The sequence below is a fragment of the Pseudarthrobacter sp. J47 genome (assembly GCF_049810315.1).
GTDB lineage: Bacteria > Actinomycetota > Actinomycetes > Actinomycetales > Micrococcaceae > Arthrobacter.
Genome location: NZ_CP187358.1, coordinates 621,147 through 642,679 on the forward strand (window position 1 = coordinate 621,147; position 21,533 = coordinate 642,679).

Genomic DNA, 21,533 nt, shown 5'->3' on the forward strand with positions numbered 1-21,533 from the left:
CGTTCAGTTTCAGGACGCCCGTACCGGTCCTAGCGGACGCCGCCCTGCCACAGAGCATCAAACGGAGCGCCCGACGCAACGCGGTTCCTGATGCCGGCGGTGACGAATTCCTTCGCCGTCCGGGCCGCATCCAGGGGGCTCGCACCCTTCGCAAGTTCCGCCGTCACCGCTGCCGCCAGCGAGCAGCCGGCGCCTGAAACAGCCACCTCGCCCACCTTCGGCGCAGACAGCACTTCCAGCGTTTCGCCGTCATAGAAAACGTCGACGGCGTCAGGACCTTCCAGCCGCACCCCACCCTTGGCCAGGACTGCTGCGCCGCTGATGTCGTGGATCTTCACCGCAGCTGCCTTGAGGGATTCGACATCGGTGATCGCCATTCCGGACAGCGATTCGGCCTCGAAGTGGTTGGGGGTGACGAACGTGGCCAGCGGAAGGATCTGCGCCTTCAGGGCCTGGTCCGTGTCCAGCGCATGCCCGGGTTCCTGGCCTTTGCAGATCAGTACCGGGTCCAGCACCACATTCGCGAAGCTGTTGCGCTGAAGTGCGTCCGCCACGGTTGCAATCGTGGCCGGGCTGCCCAACATGCCGATCTTCACGGTGTCCATTACAGACGGTGCGCCTGATCCGGCGCCGTATGCCGCCGTCGTCGCTTCCAGCTGGTCCGCGATGACCTGCTGGTCCACGGGCACAAAGCGGTGGTTCCAGTTGTCGTTCGGGTTGAAGGAAACGATGCACGTGAGGTTAGCGATGCCGAAGACGCCCAGCTCCTGGAACGTCTTGAGGTCCGCCTGTGCGCCTGCGCCGCCGGTGGCTTCGGAACCGGCAATGGTCAGGACAACGGAGGGAGCGGCAGAGTTTTTCGCGGAAGTCGGTGCGGCAACAGGTGCAGAAGTCATGAATCTATCCTGCCATCCGCAGGCGGAAGGTCATTTACGTTGACCCGGGCCAGCTTCCAGACGCTCAGGCGGCCCACTGCTGTGGAGACACCCATGATGGCTGCTGCGATGATCGCCAAAAAACCTGGATCTTGCCCTGTGCTGATCCTGATGAGTGCCACAAGCGAGACACCCAGGACGGACCCCAACCGGCAAAGGCAAGCACATGGATCCACTGGTTCCTGACCGGATGCAAGAGGATCGCCAGTGGTGCTCCGCAAACAAATGCCAGGACGACGGCGGGAATACAGCCGTAGAGCAACGTTGCGAACAGGACGGCGATCGGGTGGGTGGAGAATCCGAGCGTGGTTGTGAGGATGGCTGCCAGACATGCCAGGCTCGCCGCGGCCCCGACGAATATTGCGGTGGTTCCCAGCACCACCCTCCGCGGCCGGCTCATTTCCGGCCCTTGATGTCCAGTAACGCCGCGCCCAGTTCGGGATGATTGAAGGCGAAGCCTGCATCGAGCAGTTTTTGTGGCTGCACCCAACGGCTTTTGAGCACCAGTTCCGTCTCGGTCCGGACCAGGACGGCGCCGGCTTCCAGGAGCCAGGCGGGCGTCCGGATACCCGCTCTGACCCCATACGCTTTGCGGACCAGGCGCATCAGTTCCCGGTTGTCCACCACGTCCGGGGCCGCGATGTTTACAGGTCCGGTGATGTTGGGCCTGGCTTCAAGGAACAGCGCGGCCCGGTAGAGATCGTCCACATGGACCCAGCTGAACTTCTGGGTTCCCTTGCCCATGGTGCCACCGAGACCAAGCCGGGCCAGATTGCGCAGCGGTTCCATCACGCCGCCCTTTGGACCCAACACAATGGAAATGCGCAGTGGGATCTTACGGGTCCGCGGTGTGTCTGCGGCGGTCAACGTGTCTTCCCAGGCGCGGGCGATCTCCACTGAAAAGCCGGTGCCGATCTCGCCGTCGATTTCGCTTTGGGGCTGGTCCTCGGCGTGGCGGTAGATAGTGCCGGTACTGGCATTTAGCCAGGTAGCCGGGGGAGCGGTGCTGCGCTCCACCGCCCTGCCGAGTGCCGCCGTCGTACTGATACGGGAGTGAAGGATTTCCGCGCGGTTCCGCGGGTTGTAGCGGCAGTTGACGGACCGTCCGGCGAGGTTGATCAGCAGATCGGAGCCGTCAACCACTCGCGTGATGTCGTCGCCGTCGGACCAGATGGCATGGTTATCAGCGCTACGGCCGATGGTCCGGACCGTCCACCCGTCCGCCGTGAACCTTCGCCTGAACTCCTGGCCGATGAACCCGCCTGCGCCCGCAATGACGACTGTTTTCACGATTTCCCCCTGTTTGGAACGGCTATTTCCGGACGCTGCGGCTGAGGTCCAGCACCTCGTCGATGATCTTGCCAACGCCGGGAACTCGGGCCAATTGCAGGCCCCTGGCGATCAGTGGTGCCGCGCCATCCACCAGGCGGCGGGTGCGGCGCTGGCCCTCGGAGGCGTCGTAGACCCAGAACAAAGTGATCCCCATGTAGCCGAGCCACAGGAGCTCCGGAAGATCTGCGCGCAGCTTCTTCGGCACCTGCGGCTTCGAGCCCTCAACAGCCGTACGGAAGATGGAAAGCGATTCAGCGCGCGCCTGTAGGGAGTCGGCGGAGAAAGGATTCACGGCCGACGCCGGTCGGATGGCTGTGGCGATGAAGTCGGCACCGAAGCGGTGGTACGGCGCCATAACGTCCAGGCCTGCGTGAAGGGTGGCTTTGAGCCGCGAAGCCAGGTCCGTCTTTCCCGCTGCCGTTTGCTCCGCGATCGCCTGGGCAGCGAGCGCGGCATGGTCATCCTGGACTTGCCGGTACAGCTCCTGCACCAGTTCATCCTTGGACGCAAAGTAGTAGTACGCGTTGCCGACTGACACGCCTGCCTCTGCCGCGATGGCACGCATGGTGGTCTTCTCAAAGCCGACCTCACGGAACATCCGCAGCGCCACTTCCGCGAGTCGTTGTCTGGTCTGCTCGCTCTTAGCCACCGGCCACTCCTTTTTGAACGTGTTCAGAATTCAGTGTGGCACAAATTTGAACATGTTCAAATACGGGCTTGAAGGTGCTTCGACGGTCTTCGTTTTCCCATGGGAGAATTGGCGGACCAGTGCTAATACAGCCGGCGCCGCGTGAACGTTCCGGGCGCCGAGCGAACCACTACGAATGGACACCCATGACTGCCTCGCCGCGCCCTGCCCCCGCCGTTGCCCCGGCCAAGTTCGCCTCGATTGGCTCGCCGTACTTCGGAATCATGCTGGCCGGTATGGCAGTGGTGCTGATCCTGTCCAACATCGGTGCATCCAAGGGCGTGGCGATCGGCCCGATAATTACCGACGGCGGATTCTTCCTCTTCCCGCTGGCCTACATCCTGGGCGACGTGATCAGCGAGGTCTACGGCTTCAAGGTAGCCCGCAAAGCCATCTTCACCACGTTCGCCCTCTCGGTGTTCGCGTCGCTCTGCTACTGGGTGATCATTGCGCTGCCCGGCTTCGACGACGACTTCGGCACCTCCAAGCAGGCCGCCCTGGAAGGAGCGCTGGGCCCGGTACCGCAGATTGTGCTGGCCTCACTGCTGGCATTCCTGGCCGGCCAGACCATCAACTCCTGGATCCTGGTCAAGATGAAGGCCCGCTCCGGGGAGAGGTCCCTGTGGGCACGGCTGATGGGCTCCTCCGGCGCCGGCGAATTCGTGGACACCCTGATTTTCTGCAGCATCGCGGCCTCCGTCATCGGCATCACTGACTTCCCCACGTTCCTGAATTACGTGCTGGTGGGCTTCGTGTACAAGACCCTCGTGGAATTCCTCTTCGTCCCCGTGACCTCCCTGGCAATCGGGTGGGTCAAGAAGCGCGAGCCGAGTTACGGCGTCGTAGGTTCCTGACGTAGCCCCGCCGTTTCGATGGTGCCGTACGCGCACGATGTTCCGGAACATCGTGCGGGAAACGGAACCGTCGAAACGGCCTGGAGGGTAGCCCGGGCTACCCCTGGGACCCTCGCTCAAAGGCACGGAGGACCCTGTACTTGAACTCGGTTTCGCGGAACAGGTGCTTCCACTCGACCCGGATAAACACCCAGCCCATTTCCATCAGGGCTTTCTCGCGCCGGCGTTCCTGGAACAGGACTTCTTCAGTAGGCCGGTAGTCGAAGTACTTTGTCTTGCCGTCAAACTCCAGTGCGACTTTGCGCTTGGGCCAGGCAAAGTCCATGCGGTGCCGGCCTGCCGGGCTGTCGGCCTCAAACTGCGATTCCGGGGCTTCGATATTGAGTCGGACAAGCAGTTCCCTGGTCAAGGATTCGCCCGCAGACTCGCACAGCGGATCTGCCAGTTCCAAGGCGCGGCGCAGCGCGACCACGCCGTTGCGCCCGGACAAAGCGGCGCAACGGCGGCGGAGTGCAGCAAGGTCCGCTCCGAGGTGCGAGGCATGATCCACCAGAATGAGGGCTTGCCGGACGTTGAACATCAGGCTGCAGTCGATAACCGTCCGCTCCAGGGACGTGCACGGAAGGCCTGCAACGAACGACTTGTCCTCGGGCATCAACTTTCGGGTGTGGGCCACAACGCCGGCGCCATGGGTACATTTCGATGGCGTCGTCTCTTGGGTCAGGTGAATACGCCCATCTGCCCTCCACAAGGTCAACTTCCGTAAGCGGGCAGCCGAGGTGTGGCTGTAGACAAAGCCGCCGGCCGACGTCGTGAGCGTTCCGTGCGAGTGCGCATGCACCATAACCCTGGCCCGGGCGTCCGGATGGAGTGTTCCCCACCAGTCACCGCGAACGTAGCAGCCCCTGCGGAGACGGACCAGCCCACCTTCCTGAACCAGCCTCCCGATGGAACGGGAGGTAAAGCCGGCGGCAGCGAGTTGTTCGGTGCGCCACATTCTCGTGTGAGCGGGCAGTATGCGGGAGTCCATGGTCCTAGCATCGGCTTACCGCTGACGGGCAGGAAGGCCCCCGATGGCCTATGTGGATGACCCGTTTCGGTGGTTCCATACGGTGACGATGGTCCGGAACGTCGTGTGCGTACGGAACCGTCGAAACGGGCAGGGGAAGCCGGCGGGTTCGACGGCGGCACCCGCCCGGGTGCCTACGAGTAGTACTGCGCCAGGGTCTCCGCCTTGAACTCGAAGAACGTGCCGTCCTCGATGGCCAGGCGGGCGTCGTCCACCATCTTCACCACGAATCGCTCGTTGTGGATGGAGATCAGGGTGGCGGAGAGCATTTCCTTGGCCTTGAACAGGTGGTGGATGTAGGCGCGGGAGTAGTTGGTGCACGTGTAGCAGTCGCAGCCATCCTGCAGCGGCCCGAAGTCACGCTTGTAACGCGCTCCGGAGAGGTTGTACCGCCCGGAAGGCGTGTAGAACGCGGAGTTGCGGGCCACGCGCGTGGGGGAGACGCAGTCGAAGGTGTCTGCGCCGTTCTCGATGGCCGTGAAGATGTCGTCCGGCTCGGAGATGCCCAGCAGGTGGCGCGGCTTGTTTTCCGGAAGTTCCTCGTTGCACCAGCGCACGATCGTGCCCAGGTTCTCCTTCTCCAGCGCGCCGCCAATGCCGAACCCGTCGAACGGCATGGCGCCCAGGTCCCGGCAGGCCTTCCGGCGCAGGTCCTCATATTGGGCACCCTGGATCACGCCGAACAGCGCCTGGTACGGCTTGCCCTCGCGGGAGGTTGTCAGCCGGAAGTGCTCCTCGATGCAGCGCAGTGCCCAGAGCCGGGTCCGTTCCAGGGACTCCTCCTGGTAGCCGCGGGAGTTCTGCAGGGTGGTCAGCTCGTCAAAGGCGAACATGATGTCCGCGCCGATCTGGTGCTGGACCTGCATGGAGATCTCGGGGGAGAACCGGTGCTTGTCCCCATTGAGGTGGGACTTGAACCAGACGCCGTCGTCGTCGATGTGGGCCAGGCGCTCCTTGCCGGGGGCGACGGCGTCATCCGGGCCGGAGCTGTCCACGCTCTTCATGTCGATGACCTTCTTGAACCCGGACCCCAGGCTCATCACCTGGAAGCCGCCGGAATCAGTGAAGGTTGGCCCGCTCCAGTTCATAAACGCGCCCAGTCCGCCGGCCTCGTCCAGGATGTCCGCGCCCGGCTGGAGGTACAGGTGGTAGGCATTCGCCAGGAGTGCCTGCACGCCGAGGTCCGTCATGGATTCGGGCAGCACGGCCTTCACGGTGGCTTTGGTGCCGACGGCGATGAACGCCGGCGTCCTGATCTCGCCGTGGGGAGTGGTGATGGTGCCGGTTCGGCCCAGGAATTCGCCCCCATTGGCCTGAACCTGGGATGCCGACGGCGCGCAGCTCTCCGCGAGCCGGGTGCCTACGGCAAACGAGAATTCCGCTTGCCGGGGTGAGGACGCCGGTGAAGCAACAGGCGAAACGGGTGAAACAGGCGTCGACGGCGCGGGGGCAAGGGAGGAAGCAGGTTCGGCTGGCACCGTTCCAGTTTGCCAGCAAACCAGCGGATCCCTCAGCCGGCCGCTTTGGATGTGGGGTAGTTCTCAGCGCGCCAGCCGTCCCACCGCGACTGGATGGATTCCAGCTGGTGGGCCCCGAGATCGTACGTCGAGGCAATAACCATTGCGCCGCCGTCGGGCCTGACATCCTCAAGGACCGGTTTGTCCGCCACTATCAGCAGCCCGTCCCCGTGCTCCGCATAACTGTGGACGGTGAGCCCAACCTGGTGCTGGTCGCGGTACCAGACCTTGCCGGAGATCTCCTCACCGGTGGCCAGCGTCAGCTCGTAAGCCTCGCCGGGTTTGGGCGTTTCGGCGAGGCCCAGTTTCTCAATGGCAGACCCGGATCCGTCCGGGAAATCGAAGAACAAGGTGTGCCGTTTGCCGTGCGGATGGCGTTCCAGGGCGAAGCGGAGCTGCTGGAGGAAGGTCAGCCAGCCCTGGGTAATGTCCTCATCCCAGGCAGCCCACTCGGAATCATGGTCCACGCCGCCCCGGGTGACCTTGACCAGGGTGCCCGTAGCCACAGGTTCCAGTTCGAAGACGTCGCCGCCATGGAGGGTGACGCTTGTGTGGTCCGGCGCCTCAACAACGTCGCTGCCAAAGTAGATCTCATCGATTTCGGCCGGAAGTGTTTCGGCGTCCCAGCCGTGCCATTGGGCAACTTTGGCGGGTTCACGCAGCATTTCCCAGACCTGCCGCGCATCAGCATTGATCACTACGCTCAGATGGTTCGTCATAGCCCGAATCTACAGCTGAAGCAGGCCCGGCGTAAGGGGATCCTGCTGCCGGGAATCAGGCGCGCACGGCCTCGAGCTCGTTCGCGATGCGCCGCTCCAGTTCTCCGGCGCCGATGGTCTCCGAGCCGCCGTGGGCACGCAGGAACAGCAGCGATTCGAGCCGCAGCAGGCGCCATTCCCGCTCGGCGTCGTGGTTGGAGTTGTCGATCGAGCGGAAAATTTCCTTGTCATACAGATTGGGCTCGTTGAGCGAGCGCTGCCGGACCTTGGCGTTCATCCGCGCCTTGAAGGGGTCAGTCTCCAGCGACTCGGGCGTCCTCAGCAGTTTCTCGTACACCGCCGCGCGTTCGGCCTGGCCATCCTGGCGGCAAATGTAGCTGGAGAGGGCCAATGACGCTTCCACCGAAGTCCAGCGGCCCGGATTGCCGTCGTACGGCAGCACATTCAGGATGTCCGCCACCGCCAGCGCGCCCTCGCTGTCCTTGAGGGTGACGAACAGTTCGTGCGCCAGGTCGTTCAGGTCCTTCAGGCAGCTTCCGGATTTGGTGTTGATTCCCTTGGCCAGCCTGTCCGTCAGCAGCAGTACGCCAATCGAATCCTGGTGGTTCTGCGCCACGGCCTCCACTACGGATTCCGGAGTGCCGGAGGGCTCCGGAATCAGCGCCAGGTCTTCTTCGCTGGGGCCGGGCGCCGCGGGTGCGGCCACCGGAAGGGGCGGAACGACGACGGCGGCAGGGGCTTGGGCTGAATCTTCGCCGGGGTGCCCCTCAACTGAAGCGTTGGGGTCACCCGCTGTGCCACCGGCGGCGGTGCTGCCCGGATTGAGGTGGGTCACGGCGTCGTGCGTTTCCTGGATGACCTGCACTGCGGAGGCGGCGGCGATGCGCACCGTGCGGCCGTCAGCCAGGGTGGCCACAATCAGCGCGGGGTTGCCGTAGTCGTCCGCGTCCACGTGGATTTCCAGGACCTCGGCGCTGGTGGACGCATCGGGCAGAACCAGGCGGTCACCCGCACCAAGGGTTCCAGCCAGTTGGTTCCGGGAAAGCGGTTCGGCTGGGTTTTGAGTCATCGGGAATCCTTTGGTTCTCTTGCGGTCCGCCCACCAGTCTACAAAGGCAGGGCCCGGAATCCGGGGATGCGGACCTGGCCGATCCCCCTAGAAGCCCACCCCGGCGAAGCTCAGCGCCTGCCGGATCAGCGCGCCGCGGCCGCCGGTGAATTCCAGCTGGACCCCTTCGCTCAGCACTTCGTCGGGGGTCATCCAGGTGAGCTCAAGGGCGTCCTGGCGGGGCTCGCATTCGCCGGTCACCGGGATGACGTAGGCCAGGGCCACGGCGTGTTGGCGGTCATCGGTAAAGCCTGTTTGCGACGGAGCCGGGAAGTATTCGGCCACGGTGAACGGCACGGGGCTGATGGGAAGCTGCGGAAACGCCAGCGGGCCAAGGTCCTTTTCCAGGTGCCGGAGCAACGCCGCGCGGATGGTTTCGCGGTAAAGGACGCGGCCGGACACCAGCGAACGGACCATGCTGCCGTCCTGGTCGCCCTGCAGCAGGGTGCCCACTTCGTTGACGAATCCCAGCGGATCCAGCCTGACGGGCACCGCCTCCACGTAGACCATGGGGAGGCGTCCGCGGGCTTCGAACAGGTCCTCCTGCGAAAGCCAGCCTGGATTGGGGTCGGGAGTTCGAACGTTCATGGTTAAGTTCTACCTCATGCGGCGGCTCCAGGATGGGGTCGGCTGAGGCGGGGGGTGAGGTTGTCTGTGGCCGGGGGTACCTTTGTGGCATGGCTATCGAAGTGCCCGAACTCCTGGTCAAGGATGCCCATGAATGGCGCGCCTGGCTGGAACAGAACCACGCAACCAGCCCGGGCGTGTGGCTTGTCCTGCACAAGAAGGGCGGCAACACCACGGAACTGGACTACAAGGCCGCCCTGGATGAGGCATTGTGCTTCGGCTGGATCGACGGCCAGACTAGGAAGCGGGACGACGAAACCAGCTTCCGCCGCATGACACGCCGTGGCCCGCGCAGTCCATGGTCGGCCATCAATGTGGGCCACATTGCCCGGCTGGAATCCGAAGGCAGGATGACCGCCGCCGGACGTGCCGCCGTCGAAAGTGCCAAGGCTGTCGGCCGCTGGGACGCAGCCTACGCAGGACAGGCGACGGCGGAACTTCCGGAAGACCTGGCCGCAGCCATCGCAGCGGTTCCGAAAGCCCAGGCCATGTTCGACGTCCTCACCAGCGTCAACCGCTACGCCCTGATTTACCGCACTAACTCGGTGAAGCGGGCTGAAACCAGGGAGCGGAAAATCGCCGGTTTTGTGGAGATGCTGGCCAGGGGTGAGGCGCCGTTCCCGCAGGCGAAGAAACCGGTAGGCGATCTGGAAAGTTAACCCGGCACTGCCGGTTCGGCGGACGGGGAGACAGCAGCAGTAGGGCAGATTGTCAGTACGGAAACACCACTCCTTCGCCCACAACCCGCAGATGGAGCTCGGTTCCGGGCCGTGCAATGGCGGAGTTCCAATGGCGAATGGTGATGACTTCCTCGCCGGCCGGCTTGCGGTCATCCGGTCCGGAGAGCCAGGGTGGCGGCAGCAGCTTGATTTGTACCGTTGATTCAGGACCGAAGTAATCGCATTCCATCACAATGCCCTTGATTGGAGAGTCTGCGGCGATCCTGATCTGCTCGGGACGGAGCATCAATTGGACTTTACCTTGCCTGGGTGGCCGTCGGACGGGGATGGCTCCGAGCGAACACGTTGCCAGGGAGCCTTCCATCCAGGCATCCAGAATGACAGCATCCCCCAGGAACTCGGCGGTGGCCCGGTCCGTGGGGCGGGTGTAAACCACAAAAGGGCTACCGATCTGGGCGAGCTTCCCGTTGCGCATCACGGCCACCTGGTCCGCGAAGCTCAAGGCCTCGCCCTGATCGTGGGTGACCAGGATGGTGGTAATTCCGGCGTCCGCCAGCACCCTGCCGATTGCCCGCCTGGTAGAAACGCGAAGTCCGGCATCCAGGGCCGAGAATGGCTCATCCAGGAGCATAACCTCGGGCTTGCGGGCCATGGCCCTGGCCAAGGCAACCCGCTGTTGTTGCCCTCCGGATAGTTCGTGGGGCCGGCGCGTCCCGGTCGCGGCATCCAGAGACACCATTGCCAGTAACTCCTGGACCCTTGCCGCAATCGCAGCACGTGTGCGAAATTGCTGCCGGTCAAGGCCGAACGCCACGTTGGCTCCAACACTCAGATGCGGAAACAGGGCACCATCCTGGGCCACGTACCCGATGTTCCGCAGATGTGCGGGAACCAGTTGCCTGCCGGTAGCGAGGATCCGGTCGCCCAGAAGCACCGTACCGGAGTCAGCCCCGATCGACCCTGCGATGATCCTAAGAAGCGTGGTTTTGCCGGACCCCGAGGCGCCTACGATGGCGGTAATGGCGCCCCGGGGGACTCCGAGATTGATGTTGTCCAAGGCGGTGACGCCGCCGAACGTTTTCCTGATGTTTCGAAGCACCAGGTGCAGGCCGTCATTCTTGATATTCATTTGGGTTCCTTGAAAACGCGTGCCACAAGGATCCACGTCGGGGTGATGGCCAGAACCACCAGCAACGCCGCGTACGGCGCGGCCGCTGAATAGGACTCCACAGAGGTATAGGTCCACAGGCGGGTGGCCAGGGTTTCGAAGCCGGTCGGGCGCAGCATCAGCGTGGCCGGAAGCTCCTTGATGGCAGTCAGGAGCACCATCAGTGCCCCTGCTGCCACTCCGGGCAGCGCCATGGGCAGCGATATGCGGAAGAACACGCTCAGGGGTGCTGCCCCAAGCGATTGCGCTGCTTCCTCAACCTGCGGTGGGGTGAGCAGGGCGGAAGCAACAATTGGCCCGACCGCCAGGGGCAGGAACAGCGTGCCGTAGGCCAGGGTCAGCAGCCACTGAGTCTGGTAGAGACCGGAGACAAGGTTGATCCCCAGATAGACCACAGAGAGGCCCACGACGATTCCCGGCAGGGAGTGGGCCAAATAGATCAACCGCTCCATGAGCCTGGCAATGCGGGAGCGGCTTCCGGCAATCATGAGTCCCAGCGGTGTGGCCAGCACCGTCGTGAACAGGGCTGCTGCCCCTGCTGCAGAGACCGAGCCGAGGAATGCTGAGCCGAGTTCAGCCAGCGAGCCGGGACGGGACACACCTTCGAAGCTCCACAGCGCCAGTGCGGCCAGGGGGCCTCCCACGGCCACAGCTACCACCAGCCATGAAGCCGCCACAATGGGGGCCGTTAACCTGCCAAGGTTCAGGAAGTCCGCAGGTCTCCGTGATCCTGGGCCCAACTTGGCATAGCGGGTCTTGGTCCGGCGGAAGCGGCCCTCGACCAGGAGTACCAGTACCGTCAAAGCGAGGAGGACTGATGACAGCGAAACAGCTCCGAGCCGATCGAACCCCAAGCTAAATGAGGTAAATACTGCCCGGGTGAAGGTGTCTACCCGGAGGATGGAAACGGCACCGAAATCCGACAGAATGTAGAGCGCGCACAGCAAGGCGCCCGATGCGGTGGCAGGCAGGATCTGCCGTGCAGTAATCCGTACAAAAACGCTGACCGGCGGCAGGCCGAGGCTCCGGGCGGCGTCTTCCTGTGCCGGGTCTGCGGCGAGCAGCGCTGCACACACGGGCAGGTACACGTAGGGGTAGCTGACCAATGAAATAACGAAGACTGCGGCGCCGAATCCCTCAAAGGTGCCCAGCGGATTCACCAGTTCAGATAGCGACGACCAACCGAACGCAGCGACGTAACTAGGGATGGCCAGGGGGAGTGCGGCGGCAACCGCAAGAGCTTTGCGGCCCGGCAGACGGGTTCGGGTGACGAGCACGGCGAGAGTGGTCCCAACCACCAGGCACCAGGCAGTTGACGCAGCAACGAGTGCCAGCGAAGTGGATGCGAGCCGCGCCATGCGCGGGGTGCCCAGCTGCTCGAGCAGGACGGCCGGGGAATACTCGGCTGTCCGGACCACCAGGTAGGCGACCGGGATCAGTGCAATGATGACCGCTGCGGCTGCACCGGCCGTGAGCACACGATGGCGCGAGGGCCACGAATCGCTCCGGGAACGCCGTAGGACGGCGACGCCGGTAAGGCGCCGCCGTCCTACGGACCGTTCGAGTGGAGTCAATGTCAGGCCAGGCCTGCTTCGGTGATCATCCGGACAGTGGTGGCCAGGTCATCGAGATCGTTCAAATCGATGCCAGGTGCCTTGAGCTCCGCGAGGGTCGGCAGGCCGGCCGGGCTGGGTGCCCCGGAAATCATGGGGTACTCGTGGGTCTTCTCAGCGAAGTAGGTCTGGCCGCGCTCCGAAAGGAGGAAGTCCAGCAGCGTCTGGCCATCAGAATCCGCGGTGTGTTTGATGAGGCCGGCTCCAGCGACGTTGATGAGGGATCCGATGTTGCCGTCCGGGAAGATGTAGTTGGCCGCAGCGAGGTCACCGGCATCTACGCCCTTTTCTTTGGCTAGCTGGTAAAGGTAGTAGTGGTTGACCAGCCCGAAGGGGAACTTGCCGTCGTTGACATCTGCCACGATTTGGCCGTTCTTCTCACGGATTTGCGGGTCGTTGCCTGCCAGACCGGCGAGGTACTCAGAGGCGGCCTGCTCGCCGTCGAGTTCGCGCAGCGCAGTAACGAAAGACTGGAAGGAAGCGTTGGTGGGTGCTACTCCGACCTTCCCTGCATATTTTGCGTCGTTGAGTTCCTGGACCGTTGCTGGCAGTTCGGCGGCGGGAACCAGGTCCTTGTTGTAGATCAGTACGCGTACCCGGCCAGTCACGCCGACCCACTGGCCGTTGGCGTCACGGTAGTCTTCCGGCACGGCAGAGACTGTCGACTCGGGGAGATCTGAGAAGAGGCCTGCTTTGCCTACGACTCCGAGGGCGCCCGCATCCTGGCCCAGGAAGACGTCGGCGGGCGACTTGTCGCCTTCTTCAACCAGCTGGGCCGCCATCTGTGCGGTATCGCCGTAGCGAACCTCAACTTTGATCCCGGTCTCTGCCGTGAATTCTTCCAGCAACGGTTTGATGAGGGACTCGCTGCGGCCGCTGTAGAGGGTCACCGTTTTGTCGGACCCGGCATCGGTTCCGGGCTCGGACGGCGACGCTGCGGGGGTGGAGCCGCCGCCGCAAGCGGACAGCGCGAGGGTGGCGGAGGCGGCGAGTGCGACGCCGGCCAGCGCGTTGATGCGGAGCTTCATGGGGACTGCTTTCTCGAATGGACGGAGTGTCCTGCGGGCCGGGGGATCATTGGTGGCGGCTCGCTCGAATTGAACTTTAGGTTAGGCACTCCTAAGTGTCATAGCTCCCCGCTGATTAAGTGATCAGAATCACATGGATTACGACACTATTGCGTTAGCTAATTAGTCCGGGCCCCTGCGCGCAGGGCCCTCCCGTGCCGCCCGGATCCGCGCATCCCCCGCGCCGAGCGGCGAGCTGATGCCGCTCTGACGCAGCCTAAGCGATGTTATCTCGCCGCTCGCGCGAGGGTGGCGGCGGCCTCGATGGCCATCCACGCCTGAAGCTGCGTGGAAAGCTCGACGGCGGCACCTGGCGGGTAGTCTTCCGCGGCTGTGTTGGTGGCATGGATGGCGAACACGCGGCCGTAAGGGCTGCCGTCGCGGCTGTCCGCGCTGCCTCCGGTTGGGGAACCGCTGACGCCGGCTGAGGAGCTGCTGCCCGCCCAGAACGCTTCCGCCGTCGCCTGGACCAGCCTTCCCGCGGTGCGGCGGGACGCTTCGGGCAGGCGTTGATCCTTCGCGGCAAGGGCCAGGTAGCGGCACAGGATTCCGGTGAACAGTCCGCGGTCTCCGGTGCCGTCGCAGCGCAGCACCTTCGCTGCGGGGGTTTCCAGTGTGTCGGTGCCCTTAGCGGGTGCCTCTACCGTCAGGTGGCGTTCGACGGCGGCAATCACCTGGGCTGCCCGTTCCAGGTTGCGTTGCCCGCCAAGCTCCAGGAGCGCGCCGAGGATGGGCCCTTGGTTGTAGGTGTAGACGTTCGCCTCCACGAGGATCTTGCCGTCGCTTCCAAGCCGCGCGCCGTCGAGGTAGAGGCCGCGTTCGTCGTCGAAGAGTGTGGCGTCCAGCCAGTCCACCAGTGCCTGGGCACGTGCCTGCTGGCCGGTCCGGGCGAAGTAGAGGGCCACGGGTGCGGTGGCCGGCGTGTTCTTGAAGTCGCGCTTGCTGCTCCAGAACGTTCCGCCGCCAAGGTCGTCCGTGGAGGCGGAGATGAACTGCGGGTTGAGGCTGCGCTGGACCTTGGCGTACCGTCGGCGGCCACGCTTGCTGGCGTCCGCAGCCAGTCCGTCGAGCCGCAGTGAAGCCAATGCTAGCCATGCCATGTCGTCGAAGTAGTTGTTGACGAAGGTCAGCAGGTTGCGGATCCGGATGCCCCTGAGCAGGCGGGAGGCGAGCCTGCCGGCGCTTGGGTTGCCTGGTCCGTCGAAGCGCGCCTCCGGGGTGGCACCTCGGTCCAGTTCGCGCCGGCCTGCATCCACCAAAGCGTCCAGGTAGTGCGCCTGCCACCAGTAGTGCCACGGCTGGGTGACGTGGCCAAACCTGCCCCATGGCCAGGTGGTGGCGGCCAGGTGAGTACCGGGCAGGAACAGGAGCTTCCGGCCGAACCGGTGCGTTACTGAGCGGGCTGCTTCGTCTGCCCTTGCGGACCAGTCGACTGCTTCGGATTCCGGCTGGATCATGCAGCCAGCCTATCCCCGCGAAAGTGAGTGCCGCCGTCGTACTCGCCGGAAAGCGTTCGGGCACGCCGGTGCGTTCCGGCGTTCCGGCAGGTTTCCCGCGAGCGTGGCGGGGCCCAGTCAGCAAGGGGTGCGGGCCGCCGGTATTTCAGTTAGCATTCATTAACTAAGGCCACATCAAGGAGGATGAATGGACGTCGCAGGAGCTGTTGCGCTGGTTACGGGTGGTGCGTCCGGCCTGGGTGCCGCCACCGCCAGGATGCTGTTCGACGCCGGTGCTTCAGTGGTGCTGGTGGACCTCCCGGGAAGTGCGGGTGCGCAGATGGCGGCGTCGCTGATGGAGGGAAGTACCTCCGGTGCCCGGGCGGTATTTGCGCCGGCCGACGTGACCAGCGAGGCCGACGTCCGTGCGGCAGTGGATGCTGCCAAGGCGCTGGGTCCGCTGCGGGTTGTGGTGAACTGCGCAGGCGTGGCCACCCCGGGGAAGGTCCTGGGGCGCGACGGCGTGCTGCCGCTGGAGGTGTTCAACCGGGTCATCCAAATCAACCTGGTGGGCACCTTCAACGTGATCCGGCTGGCCGCCGAAGCCATGGCCGCCACCGATCCGGTTGTAAGCCACCCGGATACGGGGCCGGGAACTGACCCTGGTTCGGAGACCGGTCCCGGTGATTCGGAACGCGGCGTGATCATCAATACCGCATCCGTGGCAGCGTTCGACGGGCAGATCGGCCAGCCCGCCTACTCAGCCTCCAAGGGCGCCGTTGCCGCAATGACGCTCCCGCTGGCCCGGGAACTGGCGCGCTCGCTGATCCGGGTGGTCACCATTGCGCCGGGCATTTTCGAGACGCCCATGCTGGCCGGGCTTCCGGCCGAGGCGCAGGAATCGCTGGGCAAACAGGTGCCGCACCCCTCGCGGCTTGGGCTGCCGGTGGAGTACGCCAAGCTCGTGGCGCACATCGTGGACAACGCCATGCTCAATGGCGAGACCATCCGCCTGGACGGCGCCATCCGGATGGCACCCAAGTGACCCGGCCGCCGTCGGGCATTCCCGGAACTGTCCCGTCATCCAAACTGCTGGATGCGCTCCCCGGCCCGGACTTCTACGCCTTTGAAGAGCTGCTCAACGACTCCGAGCGGCGCAAGCTTGCCGAATTGCGGGACTTCCTGGCCACAGAGATCGCCCCGTTCGCCGGGGACTGGTGGAACAACGCCGAGTTTCCGGCCCACATCCTGCCCAAGCTGGCCGCGTTAGAGCTGAGCACGCCGGTGCACCGCGGGTACAGCCACCTCTTTGCTGGGCTGGTCATCGCGGAGATGACTCGGACGGACACGTCGATCGCCACGTTTTTCCTGGTGCACCACGATCTTTTTGTGGAGGCGCTGCACCGGTTCGGCTCCGAGGACCAGCGTTCCCGGCTGCTCGACGACGCGTCCAGGCTCCGGGTCACCGGAGCGTTCGCGCTGACCGAACCCGAGCACGGCTCTGACGTGGCGGGAGGAATGGCCACCACGGCGCGGAGGGTGACGTCCGACGGCGGCGACCACTGGGTGCTTAACGGTGCCAAACGCTGGATCGGCAACGGAACGTTCTGCGACTACATGCTGGTGTGGGCACGCGATGAGGAGGACGGCGCGGTGCGCGGCTTCATCCTGGACGCCACCCTGCCGGGCGTGAGCCGCAGCCGGATCGAGAACAAGGTTGCCCTGCGGACAGTCCAGAACGCGGACATCCGGTTCCAGGACGTCAGGATCGAGGAGCGGGACCGGCTGGCCGGCATCAACAGCTTCGATGACACCAAGGAGCTGTTGCGGGCCTCGCGGATCATGGTGGGCTGGCAGGCAGTAGGCCAGCAGTTGGCGGCGTTCGACGTTGCCCGGCAGTACGCCGTCGAGCGTCAGCAGTTCGGCAAACCGCTGGCCAGTTTCCAGCTCATCCAGCAGCAGCTGGTGGAAATGCTGGGAAATGCTGTGGCGTCGATGGGCATGATGGTCCGGGTCGCCGCACTCCAGGAAGATGACGCCGCGGACATGGCGCAGGTGGCCCTCGCCAAATCCACCACCAGCGCCATGATGCGGCGGTCCGTGGCCATGGGCAGGTCCATTCTGGGCGGCAACGGAATTGTGACCGATTACCGGATGGCCCGGATATTTTCGGACGCTGAAGCCATTTACACCTACGAGGGGACATTCGAAATTAATTCCCTGATTGTTGGCCGGGCAGTGACCGGGATCTCGGCCATCACGTAGAAGCCCTGTTGTTGCGGTGAATCGACAGATTTAATTGTTACTTTAGTCACCAGGGCGCGTGTGTTGCCGGGTTCCTGCGACTACCAGTTGCATACTGATTTTGAGCGGTTGCCGCCGCGCGGACATCAGGGCAGGAGGCAGTGCATGGAAACGGTCAGGAAGATTGTCAGAAACGAGTACTTCCCCGCGGCCGCGGTGCTCGCCCTGGTGGTTCTCTTCTGGGCTGTGGCATTGGCAGGTGGCCTGTCCATGCTCAATGACCGGAACCTGCCCATTGGAACCCTGACCTGGATGCTGTTTGTCTACCTGATCGCAGCGCTGACGCCGTTTGCCGGCATCGTCGCGGCCGTAGACCTGGTTCACCGTTACCGGTGGAACCGGCAGGAAGCCCGGGAGCGGGCCGAAGTCGGACACACCCCTTCGCAGCCGGATGCCGAAACCGCGCCCGAACCGGCCCCCGCCGAGGTCCTTCCCGCCGAGCCGGCTCCCGCCGACCAGCCCGTCCCTGAACCTGCAACACCCAAACAGCCTGCCACGCAGCAATCAACCAAGAAGCCCGCCCGCGGGCAAAAAGCAGCCTAATTATTAGGCCGGACAAATTACTCCGGCAGTTTCTCCCCGGCCTCCACTTTTACGTCCAGTGAATTTCCCCGGACCGGCATGGGGCAGGTGCCGTAGGGCGTGAATGCGCTGGGGTAATTGATGGCCCTGTTGAAATCGATGACTACGGAACCGTCCGGGCGGGGCCGGGGAATGAAGACTTTGCGCCATTCGTCGGTGGTGATGCCGTTGGTTTCGTCGTGGAAGGTGACGTTGAGGGCGCCGAGTTTCTCTTCTTCGGCCTGCAGCCGCAGCTCGTGTTCTATGCCGGGGACCCGGAACACCACTTCTCCCACGGAGCGGTGGACGCCATCCACCAGCGGGTTGGCCGTGGCGATCGGTACGTCCACAGGTTCGGGGTAGGGCTCGAAGCGGCCGGTGATTTCCCAGGCCGGGTCAAAGTCGAACGTGGGCACGCCGTCGAATTCCGTGAACACCGGGGAGCCTGCGTCGCGGGTGCGGATGGCGTATTTGCCGCCGCGCATGGCAAGTTCCACCTGCACCTGGGTGCCATCTGCGCCGCCGAACTGCACCCACATCAGCGATTCCTCATCCTCCAGGGTGGCGGAAATGGTGCCGGTAACAGGTTCTCCGGTGTCCACCAGCGTCAGTCCGTCCTCCGCGCCGGCGGTGAGTGCCGCCGTCGTACCGTCCGTGGCCCAGAGCCCCGGGACGAGTTCGACGGCGGAAGGTGTGTCCGCCAGCCACTGGAAGGAGGTGAGGGTGAGCCAGCCGTGTTCGGCAGCCAGCGCCTGGTTGCGGCTGGTGCGGAAGCGCTGCCAGCGTTCGAAGCGTTGGTCTGTGGTGGTGCCCATGTGATCCTCCGTCTAAGCTTGTGCGCCGGGTACAACCCACGCCGGACGCTCTTCATTCCAGCACATCCAAGGGCCCGGTTGGTGAGACGGATTCCCTCTCTGGCGCCGGTGACGGTAATATCCCTTACCAGTAACGTGGCTCACAGTATCCAGCGCAGTGTACGGGCCCAAGTCCAAACCTTCGAAAGAAGCTTCCATGGCACACACTGCATTTAACAAGGGCATTGCCCTGGACACCCATCTGGCGGCCGAACTCCGCGCCGACGTCCGGCGTGTCTCCACCCTCCTGGGTGAATCCCTGGTCCGCCAGCACGGGCCCGAACTCCTTGAACTCGTGGAGCAGGTCCGGCTGCTCACCAAGGAATCCAAGGAGGCTGCCCGGGGCGGTGCCGATGCCACCGGTCCGTGGAGCGCGCACGACGTCGTTGCCCAGGTCCGCGAACTCCTCGCCTCCCTGCCGCTGGAGCAGGCGACTGACCTGGTCCGCGCCTTCGCTTTCTACTTCCACCTGGCCAACGCCGCCGAACAGGTGCACCGCGTCCGCGGACTTCGCACCCGTGAGGAAAAGGACGGCTGGCTGGCCAAGGCCGTGGCGGACATCGCCGGCAAGGCCGGTCCCGGCGCCCTGCAGGATGTGGTGGATTCCCTGGACGTCCGCCCCGTGTTCACGGCACACCCCACCGAGGCGTCGCGGCGTTCCGTGCTGGACAAGATCCGCAAGCTCTCCGACGTGCTGGCCCGGCCCACCGCGGAAGGGACCTCGGCCCGGCGCCGGCAGGACCGCCAGTTGTCCGAGATCATCGACCAGATGTGGCAGACGGACGAGCTCCGCCAGGTCCGCCCCACCCCTGTGGATGAGGCCCGCAACGCCATCTACTACCTTGGCAACATCCTCACTGACGCCATGCCGCAGATGCTGGACGAATTCTCCGAACTCCTGGCCGAACAGGGCGTGAGCCTTGCGGGCAAGGCAGCACCCATCCGCTTTGGTTCCTGGATTGGCGGTGATCGGGACGGCAACCCCAACGTGACCGCCGCCGTAACGCGCGAGATCCTGCAGATCCAGAACCAGCAGGCCATCCGGCTGAACATCGGCATGATCGATGAACTGATCACCATCCTGTCCAACTCCACGGCCCTCTCCGGCGTGGACCACGATCTGCAGTCCTCCATCGAGGAGGACCTGGTCAACCTGCCCGGCCTGGACCGACGCGTCCTTGAGCTGAACGCGCAGGAGCCCTACCGCCTGAAGCTGACGTGCATCAAGGCCAAGCTCATCAACACCGGCAAACGCGTGGCCAACGGCTCCTCCCACGAGCACGGCCGCGACTACAACGGCGCGCCCGAACTCCTGGCGGACCTGGCCCTGCTGGAGGCGTCGCTGCGCAACCACTCCGGGGCGCTGGCCGCTGACGGCGCCCTGGCCCGGGTCCAGCGTGCCGTTGCGTCCTTCGGCCTGCACCTGGCCACGCTGGACATCCGTGAGCACGCGGACCAGCATCACGACGCCGTGGGCCAGCTGATGGACCGGCTGGGTGGCCCCGGCCTGCGCTACGCCGAGCTCAGCCGCAGCGAACGTTTTGAGGTGCTGGGCTCCGAGCTGGCGTCCCGCCGGCCGCTGTCCGGGCATCCGATTAAGCTCGACGGCGCCGCTGACGGCACGTACGACGTCTTCCGGGAGATCCGCCGGGCCCTCAAAACCTACGGCCCCGACGTCATCGAAACGTACATCGTCTCCATGACCCGCGGCGCTGACGACGTCCTGGCCGCAGCAGTCCTGGCCCGCGAGGCCGGCCTGGTGAACCTGTACGGCGATTCCCCGATTGCCAAGATCGGCTTCGCGCCGCTGCTGGAAACGGTGGAGGAACTGCGGGCCTCTGCCGAAATCGTGGACCAGCTGCTGTCCGTTCCGGCCTACCGCGACCTTGTGCGGCTGCGCGGGGACGTGCAGGAAATCATGCTGGGCTATTCGGACTCCAACAAGGAATCCGGTGTGATGACCAGCCAGTGGGAGATCCACAAGACGCAGCGGAAACTCCGCGACGTCGCGTCCAAGCACGGCGTCCGCGTGCGCCTGTTCCACGGCCGTGGCGGCTCCGTGGGCCGTGGAGGCGGGCCCACGTATGAGGCCATCATGGCCCAGCCCAACGGGGTGCTCGAAGGCGAGATCAAGTTCACCGAGCAGGGCGAGGTCATTTCGGACAAGTACTCGCTGCCGGAGCTGGCCCGCGAGAACCTTGAGCTTTCCCTGGCTGCCGTCCTGCAGGGATCCGCGCTGCACCGCAGCCCGCGGACCTCCGATGACCAGCGCGAACGCTACGGCCACGTAATGGAAGTTATTTCCGACGCCGCATTTGCCCGGTACCGCAGCCTGATCGAGGACCCGGACCTGCCCGCCTACTTCCTGGCATCCACCCCGGTGGAGCAGCTTGGCTCGCTCAACATCGGCTCCCGTCCGTCCAAGCGTCCCGATTCCGGGGCGGGCCTGGGCGGCCTGCGCGCCATCCCGTGGGTGTTCGGCTGGACGCAGTCCCGGCAGATCGTTCCGGGCTGGTTTGGTGTGGGCTCCGGGCTCAAGGCGGCCCGGGAAGCAGGCAACTCCGACCAGCTCGCCGAGATGATGGGCTGGCAATTCTTCCAGTCAGTGCTCTCCAACGTGGAAATGACGCTGGCCAAAACGGACATGGACATTGCCGGCCACTACGTTTCCACGCTGGTCCCCGCCGAGCTCCACCACATCTTCGCGGCCATCCGCGAGGAGTATGAGCTCACCGTCCGCGAGGTCCAGGCCCTCACCGGCGAACACATCCTCCTGGACGCCCAGCCCACGCTGAAGCGTTCGCTGGAAGTCCGCGACCAGTACCTGGACCCCATCAGCTACCTGCAGGTGGAGCTGCTCCGCCGCATCCGCGAAGGCAGCGCTGGCGGTTCCGACGGGACCATCACGGAAGCGGAAATCGACGAGCGGCTGCAGCGGGCCATGCTCATCACCGTCAACGGCGTGGCCGCAGGCCTGCGGAACACCGGGTAACTACCGGAT

19 protein-coding genes are annotated in these 21,533 nt (G+C 64.6%); 6 read left to right on the plus strand and 13 right to left on the minus strand.

The genetic code is table 11. The features are described from left to right. Nucleotides 1-29: 29 nt before the first annotated feature. From ACPJW8_RS02845 to ACPJW8_RS02855, 3 genes are all read right to left on the minus strand, one after another. Nucleotides 30-896: a hydroxymethylpyrimidine/phosphomethylpyrimidine kinase gene (locus ACPJW8_RS02845; protein WP_330188148.1), complete on the minus strand. Its 867-nt coding sequence runs from the start codon at nt 894-896 to the stop codon at nt 30-32. Nucleotides 897-1,331: 435 nt separating this feature from the next. After that, a complete protein-coding gene (locus ACPJW8_RS02850) occupies nt 1,332-2,228 on the minus strand; it encodes a TIGR01777 family oxidoreductase (protein WP_330188211.1) in 897 nt (298 codons plus the stop codon). Between the two features lie 19 nt (nt 2,229-2,247). After that, complete coding sequence (locus ACPJW8_RS02855; RefSeq protein ID WP_425256445.1) at nt 2,248-2,865, minus strand: TetR family transcriptional regulator; 618 nt, start codon at nt 2,863-2,865, stop codon at nt 2,248-2,250. A 236-nt stretch (nt 2,866-3,101) separates the two neighbouring features. Between ACPJW8_RS02855 and ACPJW8_RS02860 the strand changes: the two genes are divergently transcribed. Then, complete coding sequence (locus ACPJW8_RS02860; RefSeq protein ID WP_330188151.1) at nt 3,102-3,809, plus strand: queuosine precursor transporter; 708 nt, start codon at nt 3,102-3,104, stop codon at nt 3,807-3,809. Between the two features lie 97 nt (nt 3,810-3,906). Here the strand turns inward: ACPJW8_RS02860 and ACPJW8_RS02865 are convergent, their stop codons facing one another. From ACPJW8_RS02865 to ACPJW8_RS02885, 5 genes are all read right to left on the minus strand, one after another. Then, a complete protein-coding gene (locus tag ACPJW8_RS02865) occupies nt 3,907-4,839 on the minus strand; it encodes a type IV toxin-antitoxin system AbiEi family antitoxin domain-containing protein (protein WP_330188152.1) in 933 nt (310 codons plus the stop codon). A gap of 173 nt (nt 4,840-5,012) precedes the next feature. Then, the gene (gene tgt / locus ACPJW8_RS02870; protein WP_330188153.1) at nt 5,013-6,356 is read right to left on the minus strand and encodes a tRNA guanosine(34) transglycosylase Tgt; all 1,344 of its coding nucleotides are present in this window, start codon (nt 6,354-6,356) and stop codon (nt 5,013-5,015) included. A gap of 32 nt (nt 6,357-6,388) precedes the next feature. Further along, nucleotides 6,389-7,114, minus strand: a complete 726-nt coding sequence (locus tag ACPJW8_RS02875; protein WP_330188154.1) for an SRPBCC domain-containing protein — start codon at nt 7,112-7,114, stop codon at nt 6,389-6,391. A gap of 55 nt (nt 7,115-7,169) precedes the next feature. Then, nucleotides 7,170-8,183 (minus strand): DUF6707 family protein, encoded by a 1,014-nt coding sequence (locus ACPJW8_RS02880; RefSeq protein WP_330188155.1) that lies wholly within the window; start codon nt 8,181-8,183, stop codon nt 7,170-7,172. An 87-nt stretch (nt 8,184-8,270) separates the two neighbouring features. Beyond that, a complete protein-coding gene (locus tag ACPJW8_RS02885) occupies nt 8,271-8,810 on the minus strand; it encodes an NUDIX hydrolase family protein (protein WP_330188156.1) in 540 nt (179 codons plus the stop codon). An 89-nt stretch (nt 8,811-8,899) separates the two neighbouring features. Here ACPJW8_RS02885 and ACPJW8_RS02890 point away from each other — a divergent pair, with 89 nt between their 5' ends. Then, entirely contained in the window at nt 8,900-9,508 is a 609-nt protein-coding gene (locus ACPJW8_RS02890; RefSeq protein WP_330188157.1) for a YdeI/OmpD-associated family protein, read from the plus strand. A 52-nt stretch (nt 9,509-9,560) separates the two neighbouring features. On the opposite strand, the gene ACPJW8_RS02895 is transcribed toward ACPJW8_RS02890, so the two are convergent. The 4 genes from ACPJW8_RS02895 to ACPJW8_RS02910 form a co-directional block, all read right to left on the minus strand. Beyond that, a complete protein-coding gene (locus tag ACPJW8_RS02895; RefSeq protein ID WP_330188158.1) occupies nt 9,561-10,658 on the minus strand; it encodes an ABC transporter ATP-binding protein in 1,098 nt (365 codons plus the stop codon). Continuing rightward, nucleotides 10,655-12,271, minus strand: a complete 1,617-nt coding sequence (locus tag ACPJW8_RS02900) for an iron ABC transporter permease (protein ID WP_330188159.1) — start codon at nt 12,269-12,271, stop codon at nt 10,655-10,657. The genes ACPJW8_RS02895 and ACPJW8_RS02900 overlap by 4 nt, the downstream gene beginning before the upstream one ends. A gap of 2 nt (nt 12,272-12,273) precedes the next feature. Continuing rightward, entirely contained in the window at nt 12,274-13,338 is a 1,065-nt protein-coding gene (locus tag ACPJW8_RS02905; RefSeq protein WP_330188160.1) for an iron ABC transporter substrate-binding protein, read from the minus strand. A 266-nt stretch (nt 13,339-13,604) separates the two neighbouring features. Beyond that, nucleotides 13,605-14,834 carry a glycoside hydrolase family 76 protein gene (locus ACPJW8_RS02910; protein ID WP_330188161.1) on the minus strand — a complete coding sequence of 410 codons (1,230 nt, stop codon included), beginning with the start codon at nt 14,832-14,834 and terminating at the stop codon, nt 13,605-13,607. A gap of 187 nt (nt 14,835-15,021) precedes the next feature. Here ACPJW8_RS02910 and ACPJW8_RS02915 point away from each other — a divergent pair, with 187 nt between their 5' ends. From ACPJW8_RS02915 to ACPJW8_RS02925, 3 genes are all read left to right on the plus strand, one after another. Beyond that, complete coding sequence (locus ACPJW8_RS02915; protein WP_330188162.1) at nt 15,022-15,858, plus strand: SDR family NAD(P)-dependent oxidoreductase; 837 nt, start codon at nt 15,022-15,024, stop codon at nt 15,856-15,858. Continuing rightward, nucleotides 15,855-17,078, plus strand: coding sequence for an acyl-CoA dehydrogenase family protein (locus ACPJW8_RS02920; RefSeq protein ID WP_330188163.1), 1,224 nt, complete (start codon nt 15,855-15,857; stop codon nt 17,076-17,078). The genes ACPJW8_RS02915 and ACPJW8_RS02920 overlap by 4 nt, the downstream gene beginning before the upstream one ends. Before the next feature lie 144 nt (nt 17,079-17,222). After that, nucleotides 17,223-17,660, plus strand: a complete 438-nt coding sequence (locus tag ACPJW8_RS02925; protein ID WP_330188164.1) for a hypothetical protein — start codon at nt 17,223-17,225, stop codon at nt 17,658-17,660. A gap of 17 nt (nt 17,661-17,677) precedes the next feature. On the opposite strand, the gene ACPJW8_RS02930 is transcribed toward ACPJW8_RS02925, so the two are convergent. Next, a complete protein-coding gene (locus tag ACPJW8_RS02930) occupies nt 17,678-18,493 on the minus strand; it encodes a DUF1684 domain-containing protein (RefSeq protein ID WP_330188165.1) in 816 nt (271 codons plus the stop codon). A gap of 196 nt (nt 18,494-18,689) precedes the next feature. On the opposite strand from ACPJW8_RS02930, the gene ppc reads away from it, so the two are divergent. Beyond that, nucleotides 18,690-21,524: a phosphoenolpyruvate carboxylase gene (ppc, locus tag ACPJW8_RS02935; protein ID WP_330188166.1), complete on the plus strand. Its 2,835-nt coding sequence runs from the start codon at nt 18,690-18,692 to the stop codon at nt 21,522-21,524. The last annotated feature ends 9 nt before the right edge of the window (nt 21,525-21,533 follow it).